Source organism: Actinomadura sp. GTD37, from assembly GCF_041951365.1.
Classification (GTDB): Bacteria; Actinomycetota; Actinomycetes; order Streptosporangiales; family Streptosporangiaceae; genus Spirillospora.
This window is the reverse complement of record NZ_JBGNUS010000001.1, coordinates 366621-381798: the sequence shown is the minus strand read 5'-3', so window position 1 is coordinate 381798 and position 15178 is coordinate 366621. Positions and strand designations below refer to the sequence as shown.

Annotated in this window: 20 protein-coding genes; 9 read left to right on the top strand and 11 right to left on the bottom strand. The window is 70.9% G+C overall.

Features of this window, described 5'->3' with window-relative positions; genetic code table 11:
• Positions 1-797 (top strand): SDR family NAD(P)-dependent oxidoreductase (locus ACA511_RS01870; protein ID WP_375022244.1); only part of this gene is annotated, 797 nt, incomplete at its 5' end.
• A 136-nt stretch (positions 798-933) separates the two neighbouring features.
• Here the strand turns inward: ACA511_RS01870 and ACA511_RS01865 are convergent.
• Positions 934-1458 carry a GNAT family N-acetyltransferase gene (locus tag ACA511_RS01865; protein WP_375022243.1) on the bottom strand — a complete coding sequence of 175 codons (525 nt, stop codon included), beginning with the start codon at positions 1456-1458 and terminating at the stop codon, positions 934-936.
• Between the two features lie 121 nt (positions 1459-1579).
• Entirely contained in the window at positions 1580-2449 is an 870-nt protein-coding gene (locus tag ACA511_RS01860; protein WP_375022242.1) for an NAD(P)-dependent oxidoreductase, read from the bottom strand.
• Positions 2450-2546: 97 nt separating this feature from the next.
• Here ACA511_RS01860 and ACA511_RS01855 point away from each other — a divergent pair, with 97 nt between their 5' ends.
• Positions 2547-2888: a winged helix-turn-helix transcriptional regulator gene (locus tag ACA511_RS01855; RefSeq protein WP_375024668.1), complete on the top strand. Its 342-nt coding sequence runs from the start codon at positions 2547-2549 to the stop codon at positions 2886-2888.
• Here ACA511_RS01855 and ACA511_RS01850 read toward each other — a convergent pair.
• Positions 2875-3285: an ATP-binding protein gene (locus ACA511_RS01850; protein ID WP_375022241.1), complete on the bottom strand. Its 411-nt coding sequence runs from the start codon at positions 3283-3285 to the stop codon at positions 2875-2877. The genes ACA511_RS01855 and ACA511_RS01850 overlap by 14 nt on opposite strands.
• 202 nt (positions 3286-3487) lie before the next feature.
• On the opposite strand from ACA511_RS01850, the gene ACA511_RS01845 reads away from it, so the two are divergent.
• Positions 3488-4372 carry a helix-turn-helix domain-containing protein gene (locus ACA511_RS01845; RefSeq protein ID WP_375022240.1) on the top strand — a complete coding sequence of 295 codons (885 nt, stop codon included), beginning with the start codon at positions 3488-3490 and terminating at the stop codon, positions 4370-4372.
• The gene (locus ACA511_RS01840) at positions 4369-4560 is read left to right on the top strand and encodes a DUF397 domain-containing protein (RefSeq protein WP_375022239.1); all 192 of its coding nucleotides are present in this window, start codon (positions 4369-4371) and stop codon (positions 4558-4560) included. Before ACA511_RS01845 ends, ACA511_RS01840 begins: the two co-directional genes overlap by 4 nt.
• Before the next feature lie 72 nt (positions 4561-4632).
• On the opposite strand, the gene ACA511_RS01835 is transcribed toward ACA511_RS01840, so the two are convergent.
• Positions 4633-5058, bottom strand: a complete 426-nt coding sequence (locus ACA511_RS01835; RefSeq protein ID WP_375022238.1) for a hypothetical protein — start codon at positions 5056-5058, stop codon at positions 4633-4635.
• Between the two features lie 156 nt (positions 5059-5214).
• On the opposite strand from ACA511_RS01835, the gene ACA511_RS01830 reads away from it, so the two are divergent.
• The 3 genes from ACA511_RS01830 to ACA511_RS01820 are packed head-to-tail and all read left to right on the top strand — an operon-like array spanning position 5215 to position 6973.
• Positions 5215-5370 (top strand): hypothetical protein, encoded by a 156-nt coding sequence (locus tag ACA511_RS01830; protein ID WP_375022237.1) that lies wholly within the window; start codon positions 5215-5217, stop codon positions 5368-5370.
• A complete protein-coding gene (locus ACA511_RS01825; protein ID WP_375022236.1) occupies positions 5367-5738 on the top strand; it encodes a YciI family protein in 372 nt (123 codons plus the stop codon). The genes ACA511_RS01830 and ACA511_RS01825 overlap by 4 nt, the downstream gene beginning before the upstream one ends.
• On the top strand, positions 5735-6973 hold the full coding sequence (locus ACA511_RS01820) for an RNA polymerase sigma factor (RefSeq protein WP_375022235.1): 1239 nt from the start codon (positions 5735-5737) through the stop codon (positions 6971-6973). Before ACA511_RS01825 ends, ACA511_RS01820 begins: the two co-directional genes overlap by 4 nt.
• 54 nt (positions 6974-7027) lie before the next feature.
• Here the strand turns inward: ACA511_RS01820 and ACA511_RS01815 are convergent, their stop codons facing one another.
• From ACA511_RS01815 to ACA511_RS01790, 6 genes are read right to left on the bottom strand one after another with little or no spacing between them, the layout of a single operon-like run.
• On the bottom strand, positions 7028-7924 hold the full coding sequence (locus ACA511_RS01815; protein ID WP_375022234.1) for a hypothetical protein: 897 nt from the start codon (positions 7922-7924) through the stop codon (positions 7028-7030).
• A 1-nt stretch (position 7925) separates the two neighbouring features.
• Positions 7926-8669, bottom strand: coding sequence for a hypothetical protein (locus ACA511_RS01810; protein WP_375022233.1), 744 nt, complete (start codon positions 8667-8669; stop codon positions 7926-7928).
• A gap of 49 nt (positions 8670-8718) precedes the next feature.
• Entirely contained in the window at positions 8719-9102 is a 384-nt protein-coding gene (locus ACA511_RS01805; protein ID WP_375022232.1) for a GNAT family N-acetyltransferase, read from the bottom strand.
• Positions 9099-9500: a MerR family transcriptional regulator gene (locus ACA511_RS01800; RefSeq protein ID WP_375022231.1), complete on the bottom strand. Its 402-nt coding sequence runs from the start codon at positions 9498-9500 to the stop codon at positions 9099-9101. Before ACA511_RS01800 ends, ACA511_RS01805 begins: the two co-directional genes overlap by 4 nt.
• 18 nt (positions 9501-9518) lie before the next feature.
• A complete protein-coding gene (locus ACA511_RS01795; protein ID WP_375022230.1) occupies positions 9519-10535 on the bottom strand; it encodes an MDR family NADP-dependent oxidoreductase in 1017 nt (338 codons plus the stop codon).
• Between the two features lie 38 nt (positions 10536-10573).
• Complete coding sequence (locus tag ACA511_RS01790; protein WP_375022229.1) at positions 10574-11983, bottom strand: MFS transporter; 1410 nt, start codon at positions 11981-11983, stop codon at positions 10574-10576.
• Positions 11984-12064: 81 nt separating this feature from the next.
• Between ACA511_RS01790 and ACA511_RS01785 the strand changes: the two genes are divergently transcribed.
• Together ACA511_RS01785 and ACA511_RS01780 are read left to right on the top strand one after the other, a co-directional pair.
• The gene (locus ACA511_RS01785) at positions 12065-12643 is read left to right on the top strand and encodes a TetR/AcrR family transcriptional regulator (RefSeq protein ID WP_375022228.1); all 579 of its coding nucleotides are present in this window, start codon (positions 12065-12067) and stop codon (positions 12641-12643) included.
• Positions 12644-12711: 68 nt separating this feature from the next.
• Complete coding sequence (locus ACA511_RS01780) at positions 12712-13122, top strand: phosphoribosyl-AMP cyclohydrolase (RefSeq protein WP_375022227.1); 411 nt, start codon at positions 12712-12714, stop codon at positions 13120-13122.
• 126 nt (positions 13123-13248) lie between these two features.
• Here the strand turns inward: ACA511_RS01780 and ACA511_RS01775 are convergent, their stop codons facing one another.
• The gene (locus ACA511_RS01775) at positions 13249-15093 is read right to left on the bottom strand and encodes a cellulase family glycosylhydrolase (protein WP_375022226.1); all 1845 of its coding nucleotides are present in this window, start codon (positions 15091-15093) and stop codon (positions 13249-13251) included.
• Between the last annotated feature and the right edge of the window lie 85 nt (positions 15094-15178).

Sequence of the window (15178 nt, the reverse complement as noted above, 5' to 3'; positions counted from 1 at the left end):
GGCTTGCCGGACGCGTTGCGGTCGTCACCGGGGCGTCGAAGGGGATCGGGCTCGCGGTCACGCGGACGCTGCTGGACGAGGGCGCCCGCGTGGCGGCCGTGTCGCGCAAGGCGGGCCCGGAGCTGGACGGGCTCGCCGGGCCGAACCTGCTGCACGTGCCGTCCGACCTCATGGACCCGGACGCCCCGGCGGCGGCCGTGCAGCGGGCGGTGGAGGTGTTCGGGCGGCTCGACGTGCTCGTCAACAACGCCGGAGGCCCGCCTCCCGGCGCGTCCCTGCCGCGCTTCGGCTTTCTGACCCCGTCGGACGACGACTGGCGCGACATGTTCGAGTTCAACCTGTTCGCGGTGGTCCGGGCAGTGCGGGCGGCGCTCCCGCACCTGCTGCGGAGCGACGCGGCGTCGATCGTGAACGTCTCGTCGGGGAACGGGCGGCGGCCCGGACCGATGAACTTCGACTACAACGCGGCGAAGGCGGCGCTGAACAACCTGACGAAGGGCCTGTCGGAGGAGTACGGCCCGCAGGGCGTCCGGGTCAACACGGTCTCGCCGGGCCCGGTCCGGACGCCGTGGTGGACGGACGAGGGCGGCGCCGCCGACATCATCGCCGGGGCGACCGGCTCCGACCGAGACGCCGTGCTCGACGGCGGCGCCGCGGAGATGATGGGCCTCACGACGGGCCGCCTCGCCACCCCGCAGGAGGTCGCGGACGTGATCGCCCTGCTGGCGTCGCCGCGCTCGGCGAGCACGACGGGCGCCGACTTCGCGGTCGACTCCGGCTTCCTCAAGGAGATCTGAGGCATAAGCGAACCTGCTTGAGTCGATCAGATCTATCTCTTGGACTTCTGGCTCTCTGCTCCCGAAGATGGAGGTGAGCAGCGACAGCGTCCAAGAGGATGTGAGACCCCGCGGTCCGGCCGGCGTCCCCGGGCTCTCACGCAGGTCCCCCGGCCGGTGGGCCGGGGGCTTCTGCGTCGCTCGGGGGCAGGTCCTTCACGTAGCGGTGGACGGGCACGTCGACGGTGCCGTTCGCGGTGGGCGCCTGGTAGGTGATGGGGCCGGTGTCGCGCCATCCGTGGAACTCGTAGAAGCGCCTGGCCCGCGTGTTGCCGGGGACGACCGCGAGCCACGCCTGGCGGTGGCGGCCCCGGAAGCGGTCTTCGGCGGCCCGCAGCAGCGCCCCGCCGACGCCTCCGCCGCGTGCGGACCCGTCGACGGCCAGTTGGACGACCTCGCCGTCGTCGTCGCCGAGGATGATCAGGCCGAGGATCCCGCCGTCGTCGCCGGTGGCGACGAGGGTGGAGCCCGCGTACTTCTCGGCGTGGACGGCGAAGTGGTCGGGACCGCGCGCGTCCATCAGCTCGGCGGGGACGTGCCCGGCGTGCCCGTCCAGCCAGGCCGACCGCCACAGCGGCGCGAGCATCGGCAGATCGGCGGGCTCGGCAGGTCTCACGATCACGGTCGTCGCCTCTCTCCGCCAGGTGCCAGGACGGCGGCCACGCCGACGTCCGCGGGTGAATTTCGGACACCGTACCCCCGGGGCCGCCGGTGCGTCCGTCCGGTCGCACCCCAAGGGCTACCTACGGGAGCAGCAGGTCGACCACTCCGGTGGTGTCCTCGTCGCCATGCCCGTCGGCGAGGCGGCGTTCCATCAGTGCCATGAACGGAGTGAGCAGCTCGGAACTGACCCCCTGCTCCTCGGCGGTGCGCAGCAGGGTCCGGTTGCCCTGCACCATCATGGCGAGGTTGGACGTCACGCCCAGCGTGTAGTCGCCGCTCTCCAGATGCGCCGCCGTCCCGTGCGCCGCACCGGCCATGGCGGTGAGCCATTCGACGAGCAGCGGCGCGAACTGCTTCGGCGACGCCGCCCCGCGCGTCAGGGCGAACGCGTGCGCCATTCCAGCGAACATGCCGGTCATCGCGCTCAGCAGCGCCACATCGTGCAGGGCGGCCGAACCGGCGTCCGCACCGACATACCTGGCGGCAGACGGGACGCCCAGCGCGTCCTGGCGGTCGGCGAACAGGTCCGGCGACCCGCTGTAGAAGACGTAGGCGCCCGAGCCGGGGACGCCGATCATCGGCGGCACGGCCATGATGCCGCCGTCCAGGTACCGGGCTCCCCGTCCGGACGCCCATCGCGCGCGGTCGCGGGCGTCGCCGGGCGTGCCGGTGGTGATGTTGACCAGATCCTTGCCCGCCAGATCGGCGTCCGCGAGGGCTTCCCCGACGGACGCGTCATCGAGCAGGCAGACCACCACCAGGCCGCTCGCGGCGACGGCCTCGGCGGCGGTCGCCGCCGCCTTCGCGCCTTCGGCGACGAGCGGCTCGGCGCGGCCCGCCGTCCGGTTCCACACGGTCGTCTCGTATCCGGCGGCCAGCCAGGCGCGGGCGATCGCGCCGCCCATCGCGCCGAGGCCGAGCACGCTGACCCGCTCAGTGTCATGTCCCATGCCGTCCAGGCTCTGCCCCGGCCGCGCACCCGAACAAGTACGCACCTTGAAGTGCGTGGTTACCCTGACCTCAGTGACGAGGCCAGGGGGCGGGACGATGCGGACGGCACAGCGACCGGGGTCGTACATCTGCGGGATCGACGCCGCGATGGACGTGATCGGCGGCAAGTGGAAGGTGCTGATCCTGTGGGCGCTCAACGAGCGGCCCCACCGCTTCGGCGAGCTGCGCAGGGAACTGCCCGGCGTGACCGAGAAGGTGCTCGCCGCCCACCTGCGCGAACTGGAGCAGGACGGCATCGTCCACCGCGAGGCGTACGACGAGGTGCCGCCCCGCGTCGAGTACTCGCTGACACCGCGCGGCGTCTCGCTCAACGAGGCCCTGGCGCCGCTCGGCGCCTGGGGGCGGGAGAACGTCATCGCCGACATCACCCACCGCTGACGTCCTCCGCCGGCAGCGCGTGGAACTCCGCCCACACGGCGGTGCCGTTCAACGATGGATGCGACCCCCAGCTCTTGGAGAGCGCGTCAACGAGGAACAGCCCACGCCCGTCCTCCGCGAACGGATCGGTGCGGACGCGCGGCCGCCTCTGAGCACCGCCCTGGTCGAGGACGGTCACGCGCAACACGTCCTCGCGGGCGCTCACCACGACGGTGACCTGCCCGCCCGTACCGGACGCGGTGTGCTCGCACGCGTTCGCGACCAGCTCGTCCACGCAGAGGACGACGTCGGACAGCGCCTCGTCGTCCACATGCGTCGCGACCACGCTCACGAAGGCCCGCGCGACCCGCGCGGACCTCGGCTCGCCGGGCATCGTGATCGTCCCGAGCAACCGCAAGTCTCCGGACTCCGCCGCACAAGGCGTCATTGCCTCACTCCCTCCGGTAATCGACGCCCGCAAGCATGAATGCCCAGGTGAGAGCCCACAACCGTCTTCATGGAGAGGGGGAGGGCGGTTCGGCGGGAGATGCGTCAAGCGGGATTTCCCGCTTTTGGAAAAACGCATGACAGCCTGTGTTGTGCCAGTGACAATCGGTGTCATGGCGACACGACCCCCGACTGTTCGCCGCAGGCGACTCGGCGTCCAACTACGCAAGATCCGCGAAGAACGCGGCCTCACCCTCGACGGGGCGGCGGCCTTCCTCAAGATCTCCAAATCCGCCCTCAGCCGGATGGAGAACGCCCAGATCGTGGCACGCGTCCACGAGATCAACTACATCCTGATGATGTACGGCATCCAGGAGGACGACGACCTCAGAACCGCACTGATCGGCCTCGCCACCGGCGGCCCCTCCCGCGACTGGATCCGACGACACAAGCTCCCAGGGAAAGGCCCGAACTACGGCGAGTACGTGATGCTCGAACTGGACTCCTCGGAACTCTTCACGTACCACATCGACCTCATCCCCGGGCTCCTCCAGACCCCGGAGTACGCACGCGCCATCATGGCCTCCGTTCCCAGCAGCAGTTCTGGCAACATCGACCAGCTCGTGGCGTACCGCATGGCCCGCAAGGAGGCGCTCACGAGACCTGATCCTCTGGCGATCAATGCCGTGATCGGCGAGGCGTCGGTCTGTCAGTGGATGGGAGGCAGGGAGGTGATGCTTGCGCAGCTCCGGTACCTGCTCGAACTCACCGAGTGGCCGAACATCGATGTCCGGATCCTCCCATTCACCGCCACCACGAACCCCGGTGTTGACGGATCCTTCACCATCCTGCACGTTGAATCAGGGAACTTCCCGATCGTGGTCGTCGATGGTTTCCTGCGACGGATCTTCCTCGATGACGATGAAGGTGTCTCGGCCTACCGAGCGATTCAAGCGGAACTGACCAGAGTCGCTCTCCCCCCGACTGAGACTCGCGAACGGATTGAACAGGCCGTCCGGGACCTGCAACCCGGCGCGGCTGAGAGGACGAGCAGGTGACTTACTGGCGGAAGAGCAGTCACAGTGGCAGCTACCCCGAGACGTGTGTGGAGTGCGCGCCCCTGCTCTTGGGACGAGGCGGCGTGGTGGGTGTTCGCGACTCGACAGACCCAGATGGGCCGCGTCTCACCTTGAGCCCGGAGGCGTGGGGAGCGCTGCTCAGTCAGCTCAAGCGCCACGCATCGTAAGACCGGGAGCGGCGAGCCGTTGAGGACGGCTCGCCGCCACCGCGTGTCTACGGATAGGCCGGGCCGGGTCGATCAGATGCGGGTCGAGGTGGAGGCGTATCCGCCGCCGCCGGGGTAGACCCACTCGCCGGTGAGCGTGGTGTCGTCGGCGTCGAAGGTGCCCTTGTAGTACGCGGGGCCGCCCTTGGCACCGGCCCAGATGGTCAGCGTGTCGCCCTCCAGGTCGTAGACGTAGTCGAAGGTGTTGCCCGCCGAGTCGTAGTAGCGCGACACCACGTCCGCCCCGGTCGGCTCGCCGAACGGGCGCAGGTTGCCGATGATCTCCATGCCGGTGACGGGCTCGCCGAACTGGGTCAGCTCGACGTGCTGGACCAGGAAGAACCGGCCGGGCATCCACTCGTAGCGGACCGTCCCCTCCGCGCCGCCGGTGACCTGCCAGGTGCCGACCAGGCGGTCCAGGGCCTTCAGTTCGGGGGTGGGCTGCTGGGTCTCGATCATGTCGTCCTCCTCTGTGGGTTGCTCGCCGTTACCTCGGAGACCCCGGCCGGGCTTTGACGCGATACCGCTATGACCTGAATCACATTCGCGCAGCGTCAAAGAGCCCGATCCGGATCCGAGGTAGCGAGCGAGAACCCATCGACAAGAGAGGACGCCATGACCGCCGCCACCGCCGTTCCCGTCCGCCGGACCGTTCAGGCGTCCGGACGCCTGCCGCTGGCCGGGCCGCTCTCCGCGCTGGTGCTGCTGCTGGTGCCGATGCCGCCCGCCCGTAACGTGGCCTGCGAGGACCAATCGAGGGATTCATCATGAAGTATCTGCTGCTCAGCTACACTCCGGCCGCCGCGTGGGACGCCGCCACCGCCGACGTCCCCTCCGAGGAGGCGCTGGCCGCGTTCGCGACGTACCAGAAGCTGGAGCAGGAGCTGATCGCCTCCGGCGAGTTCGTCACCAGCGAGGGCCTGGGGCACCCGGCGGTCAGCACCACCGTCCACCGCGACGGTGCCGAGGTCGTCGCCACCGACGGGCCCTTCGCCGAGCTCAAAGAGGTCCTGGCCAGCTTCGCCGTGATCGACGTGGCCGGACGGGAGCGCGCCGTCGAGATCGCCGCGCGCATCGTCGAGGCGCTCGGCGAACCGATCGAGGTCCGCCCGATCATGGGCGAGGACTTCGCCGCGTGAACCACGAGCTCGACCATCTGCTGCGCGCCGAGGCGCCGCAGGTGCTCGGCGCGATGGTCCGCCGCTTCGGCCGCTTCGACATCGCCGAGGACGCCGTGCAGGAGGCGCTGCTGGCCGCCAGCCGGACGTGGCCGGCCGAGGGCGTCCCGGAGAATCCGCGCAGCTGGCTCATCCGCGTCGGATACCGGCGCATGGTCGATCTGATCCGGTCCGACCAGGCCCGCCACCGCCGCGAGCAGCAGGCCGGAGCGGCCGAACTCGCCATGCGGGCACCCGAGCGCCGGGCGCACCCCGCACGCGAGACCGACGACAGCCTGACCCTCCTGCTGCTGTGCTGCCACCCCGCGCTGGACACCACGTCCCAGGTGGCGCTCACGCTGCGCGCGGTCGGCGGCCTGACCACCGCCGAGATCGCCCACGCCCACGGCACGACCGAGCCCACCATGGGCGCCCGGATCAGCCGCGCCAAACAGCGGCTGGCCCGCGCCGGAGCCCGCTTCACACCACCCACCGACGCCGACCGCGACAGCCGCATGACCGCCGTGGAGCGCGTCCTCTACCTGATCTTCAACGAGGGCTACACCGCCACCGCCGGCGACCGGCTCGCCCGCGTCGACCTGACCCGCGAGGCCATCCGGCTGACCCGCATGCTCCACGCCATGCTTCCCGACGACGCCGAGGTGACCGGCCTGCTCGCGCTGATGCTGCTCACCGAGTCCCGGCGCATGGCCCGCACCGACGGCGGCGACCTCGTCCCCCTGGACGAGCAGGACCGCACCCGATGGGACCGCGACCTGATCGACGAGGGCACCGCTCTCATCGACGGCGTCTGGAACCGCGACGAGCCCGGCCCCTACCAACTCCAGGCCGCGATCGCCGCCGTCCACTCCGCGGCCGCCTCACCCGACCAGACCGACTGGGCTCAAATCGCCATGCTGTATCTCTGGCTCGAACGGCTCACTCCCACCGCACCGGTCCAGCTCAGCCGCGTGGTGGCGGTGGCCCACGCCCACGGACCGGCCCGCGGCCTTGCGCTCCTGGACGACCTCGACCAACGCCACCACCTGGACCGGCACCCGCTCACCAGGCAACGCGAGCACGCCGTCCGCGCCCACCTGCTCCAGATGACCGGCGACACCACCCGCGCAGCCGCGCTCTACCGCCAGGCGGCCGACCTGACCGCGAACCGGGTCGAGCAGCGCTACCTGCTCGGCAAAGCCGGCGACCTCACCTGAGCGACGCGGCGACCGCGTCCGATCACCGGCGGATCGACCTACCGGCCAGGCCGCTCAGTGGGCGGCTTCGGTGCGGCGGAGGGCTTGCTCGTACTGGGGGCGCGAGAACACGAAGGGCCCCAGGGCGGACAGGTCCCAGTCACTGTGGGAGTTGCGGAATCCCGACCACCGCACGGTCGTTTCCGTCACCTCGACCCGGGCGAGGAACGACCAGCATTCGGCCATTCCGCATCCCGAGCAGGTGAGCAGCATGGTCTCGCCGTCTTCCCTGATGCCGAGGGGCTCGTCCCTCGGTTCGCCCAGGAAATGGCGGCTCGGCCAGTAGTAGTTCGGCAGCAGGTCGGTGTAGGCGCCGGCCAGTTCCTCGGGGCCGTCCTCAGGACCGAAGGCTTCGGGCCGCTCCCGCATCTCCTGTATCGCGAACGGCAGTTCAGCCTGCCGCACCAGATCCAGCAGCCGAAGGCCGTTGACGGAGATGCCGGCTGCGGCGAACTCGATCGAATCCATTCCGGCACGATACTGACAGTGCCGGGCGGCCCCCTCGCCGCGTTTGTCCACCACCACCACATGCAGGTCGATCTGGCCCTCGCCATAGGCTCGCAGCAGGCGTCGAACCGCGGTGCTGAATCCCACACCGTCCCGGTCGAGCGCCCGGCGCTGCGCCGCGTCGTGTTCGGCATCTCGGTGCAGCCAGAACTGACGGGTCTGGACGTAGGGTCTACTGGCCCGGCCCACCGCTCCTGGGGAAGGCGGCCCCAAATCCACCAGCCCCGCGCCGTACGCGCGGGTGAGGGATTGCACCACCCACTGCATCGTCACACGCTCACGCCGGGCACGTTCTGCCGCCGGGTCGTACTCCCGCTCTGTGTCGATGGCGATCGGATACCTGTGCCGGCCGAGGCTGTCAACGGGCCGACCGTCGGCGTCCTTTCGGCGCACGCCGGACGGCATCTCAATATCCGGCGTGCTCGGGGTGACATGACAGGAGGAAGGCGAGCATCTGAGTCGCATCGCGCTCCAGATAGAAACGGACCATCTCCGTGTTGAACTCCTGCCTCCGTGCCGCCGGGACGCTTATCGCGTCAATTCCCTGCATCATCAGATGGCCGTTCATCATCGATCGTCCGGTCCGCTTGTTCTCGTCGAAATAGAACTGCTGGAGCGCGGCGAAGAGAAAGTAGGCCATGGCCTGCTCGGCCACGTTCGTCAAATCCGCTGTCAGCCAGGCAACGCCCCTGGCATGCAGTGCACGCAGGTTGTCGCCGCCCGGCTCGGTCTCGGGTGGTAGGTAGCGGCCGTGTTCTCCCAGGCTGGCACCCGGCGTCAGCATGACCGTCCCCTCGCCTCTGAACATGCCCGACTCAAGCGCCTCGTCACGGGCGATGATTGCGTGCAGGCGGTCGGAAGTGGCCTTGTCGAGAACGAACTCGCCATTGGAGACAAGGCCCAGCAACTCCCGGGAGGAGTCGGCCAGGGCCAATACCTGCTGCTCATCGCTGACTTTTCGGCCGCCGACGGTCACCCCGTCCATCAGGGTCTGTACTTCTGGGTAGGTGAACGGGTTGCCTTCCAGTTGGGCGGCGTCCCAAACGAATTCGGCGGCGATCAGAATAGGTACAGTTGTACCAACTGAGAATGCTCCGTCATGTGGCCCGCCGGGGGTCCCATCGACCAGATTTTCCCTGACCATGGGCATCAGGGTGGGCGACTCCTCCGAGCGTCGGCCGCTCAGGTCGTCGGCTGTTTCAGGTGGTGGGTCGTTGCTGGTCGGTGAAGCAGTAGGCGATGGCGGCGCGGGCGGCTTCGGTGGCGTAGCCCTTGCCCCAGTGCGCGCGGGCCAGGCACCACCCCACGCCCAGGCCCGGAAAGCCGTGCGGCCGCCAGGGGCCCGCGCGACCGACGAAACGTCCCGTTGACCGCTCGACCACGGCCCAGTGGGAGTAGCCGCGGATCTCGCGGTGCCCGATGAAGAGCGCGAGGCTGCGCCAGGCGTCGGCCGGGGTGCGGCCGACCGGGTCGGCCAGGCCGTCCGACACTTGAGGGTCGGCCATCATCGCCGCGTAGTCGTCGAAGTCGTCGCCCGTGAGGGGACGCAGGGTCAGGCGTTCGGTCTCCAGCACCCTGATCACAGGATGGGGGTGTCGGCGGGGGTGGTGTGCGGGGGGACGCCGAGTTGGGTGGCGAGGGCGTCGCGGAGGCGGGTGAGGTGGGTGATCTCGGCGTCGAGGGCGGCGAGGCGGCGGCGGGCGGTTCCGGTGCTCTGGGAGGCGCAGGCCGGGCCGTCGTAGGGCGGGAGCGCGTCGCCGTCCAGGAGGTGGAGGCGGTCGGCGCAGCCGCGGACGTCCTCGACGGTGAGGCCGAGGGACAGCAGCCGCCGGATGGTCCGCACGCGGGCGACGTCGGCCGGGCCGTACCGGCGCTGCCCGCCCGCGGTGCGGGACGCCGGGGGCAGCAGGCCGCGCTGCTCGTAGAAGCGCAGTGCGCGCGGGGTCGTTCCGGCCGCCGCCGCGGCGTCGCCGATCCGCATGGGTCCTCCTCCGGCCGTCTACGGTTCGACGATGACGGCGCCCAGGTGTCGTCCGCTGATCAGTTCGTGCAACGCCCGCGGGGCCTGCTCGATGCCCGTGACGCGCGCGTGCGGGAACGTGACGGCGCCCGAGCGCAGCCAGCCGCCGAAGCGCTCGGCCCACTCGGGGCGCGGGCCGGTGTCGTCGAGGCCGCCGTGACCGCGCATCTCGATCCGCTTGGCGACCAGCTGGAACGTGTCGATCTCGACCGGGGCCGTGGTGCCCGGCCGGTCCGGCGAGAGCTGCCCGGCCAGCGTTCCGACGATGACGAACCGCGCGCCGGGACGGGCCGTGGTGATCGCGGCGCGGAGCTGTTCGCCGCCGACGTTGTCCACGAGGACGTCGATCCCGTCGGGCGCCGCCTCCGCCAACTGCTCCGCGATGGGCCGTTCGCCCCGGACGAGGGCCGCGTCGTAGCCCAGCTCGGACACCAGGCGGGCCGCCTTGTCCCGCGAACCGGTGCTGCCGATCACACGGCCCGCTCCGAGCATGCGGGCGAACTGGCCGGCCAGCGAACCGACCCCGCCGGAGCCGCCGGAGACGAACACGGTGTCGCCCGGACGGACCCGCGCGTCCCGCGTCAGCGCCGTGTAGGCGACGGCCGCCTGCCCGAGATGGGCGGCGGGGTCGGGCAGCGTGTCGTCCAGCGGCGTGCACTCGGCGGCCGGGACGACGGCGTGCTCGCGCCAGCCCAGCCAGTGCTGGACGAGGTCGCCGGCGCGCAGGCCGGAGTCGCGCGGCGCCGAGACGACCTCGCCGATCGCCGCCCCGAACAGCGCGTCGCCCGGCCGCAGCGGCGGGAAGGGCGTGCCCGGCACCCCGCCGCCGATCAGCGTCCGCAAGGCGGGGAAGACCTGGAAGAAGCGGTTCCGGACGAGCACTTCGCCTTCGTCCGGCACCGGGACGGGCGCCTGGACGACGGTGAAATGCTCCGGCTTCGGCAGCCCGTCCGGCATGGCGGCGAGCCGCACCGTGCGGGATGTGGTGGACGACATCGGACACTCCTCAAGAGCTCGGAAGCAGCGCCGAGACGCTAACCCTTGACCTGCGGGTCAAGGTCAAGTCCCGGCGCGGCGCGACCGCGGGGCGGGGTCAGCGCGGCGGCCGCGAGCGCGGCGACGGCGGCGGCGACCGCGGCCAGGACGAAGCCGTCGGTGAAGCCGTCGAGGGTGTCGCCGGTCAGGCTCACGGCGGCCACGCTGGAGATCACCGCGGCTCCGATGGACGCGCCGAACTCGTGGAACGTGCTCACGATTCCGGAGGCGATGCCGGCTTCGTGCGGCGCCACCTGGCCCAGGGCCGTCGCCGAGGCGACGACGAACATCGCGCCGGTCCCGGCGCCCGCGACGGCCGTGCCGACCACGACGGTCACCGGGTGCAGGGAGAGGGCGGGCAGGGCCATGCCGGCGGCGGCGGTCAGCAGGCCGGCGACGGCGAGGCGGCGCGGTCCGGCCCTGGCGATCGTCCGGCCGGTGAGGTCGGCGCCGGCCATCGTCGCGACCGCGACGGGCAGGAACAGCAGGCCGGTGCGCAGAGCGCCGTAGTCCTCGCCGTGCTGGAAGTAGAACGTGCCCAGGAAGAACACCGCGATCATCAGCGCGGTCGCCATGAGGATCAGGAAGGTGCCGGTCGCGACCGGCCGCCTGAGCAGGAGCGACACGTCCATCATGGGTGACCTGGCGGTCTTCTGCCGGAGGACGAACGCCGCGTAGCCGACCGCGGCGAGCAGGACCAGCCAGCCGGTGGCGGCGGTGAGCCAGCCGTCGTCTCCGGCCCGGACGAACGCGTAGATCAGCGCGCCGGACGAGGCCGTGACCAGGAGCGCGCCCAGGACGTCCAGCCGGGGACGCGGCGCGGCGGCGAGCTGCCGCGGCAGCATCCGGGCGAGCGCGGCGGTGATCGCCAGCCCGATGGGGACGTTGACGTAGAAGACCCACGGCCAGCCGGGACCGGCGGTCAGCGCGCCGCCGAGGAGGACGCCCAGGGCGGCGCCGCCGCCGCCGAGCGCGGACCAGACGCCGAGCGCCCGGTTCCGCTCGTCGCCGTCGAACAGGCCGACGACCAGGGACAGGGCGGCGGGCGACAGCAGCGCCGCGCCGAGCCCCTGCGCGACGCGGCCGCCGAGCAGCACGCCGGACGACCCGGCGAGCCCCGTCACCAGGGACGCGGCCGTGAAGATCAGCAGACCGGCGAGGACGACGCGTTTGGCGCCGATGAGGTCGGCGGTCCGTCCGCCGAGCAGCATCAGCCCGCCGAACGTGAGGGTGTAGGCGCTGACCGTCCAGGTGACGGCCTGGCGGCTCAGCTCCAGGTCGGTCCCGATGTGCGGCAGCGCGATGGCCACGACGGTGACGTCGAGGATCAGCATGAGCTGGGCCACGCCGAGGAGACCCAGGATGCGCCAGCGCAGCGGATGCGCGGACGCGGATGCCTGCGATGTCATGGAAACCTCCTTAACCCGTACACCTCCGTACGAGTTATTGGAGAGTAACACGTACGTCCGTGTACGAGTTAGGATGCGGGCATGCCAACCGCCTCAACCGGCCGGCGCCGGCGCGCGGACGCCGAGCGCAGCATCGCCCGCATCGTGTCCGCGGCACGCGAGTGCCTGGGCAGGGACCCGGCCGCGAGCATCGACGACATCGCCAAGGCCGCCGGCGTCGGCCGGATGACCCTCTACGGCCACTTCCGCAACCGGCGGGAACTGGTCGAGGCCGCCATGGCCGACGCGCTGCGCGCCGGTGACGAAGTGCTGTCGGACGTCGATCTCGGCGGGCCCGCGCAAGACGTCCTGGTCCGGCTGCTGGAATCGAGCTGGTCACTCGTGGCCGAGTCGACGGCGCTCCTGACGGCGGCCGAGGAGGCGCTCCCCGCCGGACGCGTCCGCGAACTGCACGCCGAGCCCGCGGCGCGCCTCGAAGAGCTCATCCGCCGCGGCCAGGACGAAGGCGCCTTCCGCACCGACATGCCGGTCATCTGGCTGGTGAACGCGGTGCAGTACGTCCTGCACGGCGCCGCGGAGGAGAACCGCGCCGGCCGGCTGGAGCCCGCCGAGACCGGCCGGATCGTGATCTTGACCGTCCAGTCGATCCTGGCCGCGTAGCCGGGCGCCCGGCCGCCCGGCCCGTGTCACGGGACGACGCGGGCCGGTTCGCCGGGCAGGATGGCGGGGTGAACGAACTCGAAGAAGGCACCCGGCTCACCCTGGACTTCGACAAGCTCGCCGGCGTCGCCGCGACCGGCGCGCGGGTCGTGCCCGTCGTCTTGCAGGACGCGGCCAGCGGCGACGTCCTGTTCATCGGCTACGCGAACGACCAGGCCCTCAAGGCCACGCTGGACGAGAAGATCGCCGTGCTCTGGTCGACGTCCCGCAACGAGCTGTGGCGCAAGGGCGCGACCTCGGGGGACGTCCTGGCGCTGGTCGACGTCCGCGTCAACTGCGAGCAGAACTCCCTCCTCTACCTGGTCAACCGCACCACCGGCGGGGCCTGCCACACCGAGGACGCGTCCGGCGAGGCCCGTCCCACCTGCTACTACCGCTCGCTGACCGATACCGAGAACCTCCGCCACATCACGGCGTAGGAACGCCGAGCGTCGCCCCGGCGCGGGCCCGCACCACAGGCCGGGCCCGCACCACAGGCCGGGCCCGCACCACAGGCCGGGCCCGCACCACAGGCCGGGCCCGCATCACCGGCCGGGGCGGCTCGGTCAGCTCGTCGGGAACTTCTGGCCCAGCCAGGTGGCGAGGGCCGTGCGGGCGGCGGCCAGTTGCGCGTCGGTGGGCCGGGCGCCGGTCGCGGTGTTGACGACCAGGGCGAAGTGGACGCCGTTGTCCGGGGCGGTGATCTGCAAACGCTTGGCGGTGGCGGAGCCCGTCTCCGCGGTGGCCGCGATCGGGCCGGATGCCGGGACGCCGCCGAGCGTGCCCATGTCGCTCACGACGGCGGTGCCGGCCGGGGCGAAGGAGTTCGGCAGGTGCAGTTCGGTCGGGGCGTTCGTCCCCGCCGAACGCCAGACGAGGATGCCGTACTGCCGGTCCTGGACGAGCGACGCGAGCTGCGGCATCGACGTCGGGACGGTCAGCCACGCCTTCTGCTGCCCGGCGCCGCCGTAACCGGAACGGGCGAGGTCCTCGAAGGCGAACGCCAGCGTCTCGCCGTTGACGGCGGACGGGTAGAGCCGGTCGAGGACGCGCCGGTCCAGCCGCAGCGCGACGGATCCCGCCTCGTCGGTGGACACCACGGAATGGTCCTCGTCGTTCCAGCCGTCCCCCTCGGTCTGCACCTTGCCGGGATTTCCGTTCATCAGTTCGTGGTGCCGGCCGTTGTAGACGTCCCAATGCCATTGGAGCGCGGACAGCACCGTCCCGCCGGACGCGGGCGCGTTCCACCAGCTCTTTCCGGCGACGCCGTAGTCCATCGCCTGGTACATGGCGCGGACCATCCACGGCGTGCGGTCGTCGGACATCTTGTTGCCGAATTCGGAGACCAGCGGCGCGGTTCCGAGGTCGGTCGCGCGCTGCCGGATCTCGTTCATCGCGGCGTCATAGGTTCCGTCGGACGCGGCGGACGGGTCCAGCGTCATGCGGGCCCCGTCGTAGTAGTGGGTGTTGAAGACCATCCGGGCGCCGAGTTGCCCGACCGTCGTCATTCCGCCCTGCTCGAAGAAGCCGGTGTTCCAGAAGACGAGCGGCTCGGCGAAAGTGGGCTTGGCCGTCCAGCCGGCCTGGTCCATGGCGGTGCGGACGCGCTGGTAGAACGGCATCAGATAGGTCTTCTCCCAGTCCAGGCCGCTCTTGCCGTCGAGTCCGCCGTCGAAGGGCTCGTTGAACGGGTCGAGGCCGACGATGTTCTCGAACGCCGGCTGGGGGAGTTTCTGCTTGAGGTACGCCATGGTCGCCTTGGTCTGGGAGAGGTAGGCGTCCTGGACGCCGATCGCCCCGGCCGGCGTGGTGAGCACCCGGTTGCGCCAGAAGTCGTAGGCGGCCTTGCGCACGGCGGTGTTCGTCTGCATGTTCTGGCCCCACATGATGCAGATGCCGCACGATTCCTTCGGATAGCCGCCCGCGTCGATCACCCATTTCGGCGCCCCGTCCCCGGTGTACCAGCTCCCGGAGTTGAACAGGTGGGAGGAGTAAAGGTCCTGGTGGTAATCCAGCAGGACGCGGATTCCGCGATCCGTGAACGCCCTGATCTGTGCGACCGCCCGGTCGAGATAGGCGTAGTCGATCCGGTCGGGGGCCGGTTGGACGCCCTCCCAGCTGATCAGGAAGCGGACCGCGTTCGCACCGGTCAGATCGCGCATGGCCTGCGCCGATTTCGCCGCGTCCGCCGTGCTGCGGAACGGCAGGAGGCCGTTCTCGTAGAGCTTCGTGCTGCCCGAGACGTTGAAGCCGCGCAGCGTGATCTCGCGGCCCGCCGCGTCGCGGAACACCCGGTCCGGGGAGACCGTGATGTCGGCGCGGGCTTCGGTCGCGGTGACGGCCGCCGCGCCTGCGGCGGCCATCGCCGCGGCCACGGCGACGCTGAGGAAACGGATGGACGAAGCGCGCATCACTGGCATGGCGGGGGCCTTTCTGGGGGCTCTTGCCCAGCAGTGTGCAAGAACCTTCTTGCATCCGCAAGAACTATCTTGCATT